The sequence below is a fragment of the Blautia sp. AF32-4BH genome (assembly GCF_003460565.1).
GTDB classification, from domain to species: Bacteria; Bacillota; Clostridia; order Lachnospirales; family Lachnospiraceae; genus Fusicatenibacter; species Fusicatenibacter saccharivorans.
The window spans coordinates 577-1,344 of sequence record NZ_QTVL01000039.1; the positions used below are offsets into that span (position 1 = coordinate 577).

The following is a 768-nucleotide window of genomic DNA, read 5'->3' on the forward strand; positions in this document are numbered from 1 at the left end:
GGTCTTCAGATCCGCTGCAAATGCTTTTCTGTCCTTGTCAGGGACATATTTCAGTGTGTTCCTGGTGTACGATACAGCGCTGATACTCGGTTTTTGGAAAAGCAGCAGCGATTGCTTCTTTGATGCCGGTTAAACCATCTGCACAGATGATTAATACATCTTTGACACCCCGGTTTTTCAGTTCGTTCATAACGGAAAGCCAGTATTTTGCGCTTTCGTTGTCGCCAACGCTGATGGTCAGAACCTCTTTCTTTCCTTCCGTGTTGATTCCAAGAATCACGTAAGCTGCAAGCTTTCGGATTACACCATTATCTCTTACGGAATAGTGAATTGCGTCGATGTAGAGAATGGGATAGACTTCGTCCAACGGCCGGTTCTGCCAGTCTTCGATCTGTGGCAGGATCTTATCGGTTACATCGGAAATAAAACTCTCCGAGGTTTCAAAGCCATAAATATCTTCGATGGTTTCGGAAATCTGTCGGGTAGTCATTCCTTTGGCATACATGGAAATGATCTTCTGATCAATATCAGAAATATCTTTCTGACGTTTTTTCACCACCTGTGGTTCAAATGTTGATTTTCGGTCCTGCGGCACTTCGATTTCCATCGATCCATATCGGCTGTTGAGCTGTTTGCGCTTATACCCATTGCGGTAATCATCATTATCCGAACGTTCTGATTTTTCATAGCCGAGATGATCGTCCATTTCCGCTTCCATCATTTCCTTAATGGTACCGCCTAAAAGATCCTTGAGCGCATCCTGGATGT

Annotated in this window: 1 pseudogene; it reads right to left on the reverse strand. The window is 44.3% G+C overall.

Annotated features, from left to right (window positions below):
* Positions 1 to 61: 61 nt before the first annotated feature.
* Positions 62 to 768, reverse strand: a pseudogene (locus DWZ44_RS18910) (IS256 family transposase); the annotation flags it as partial.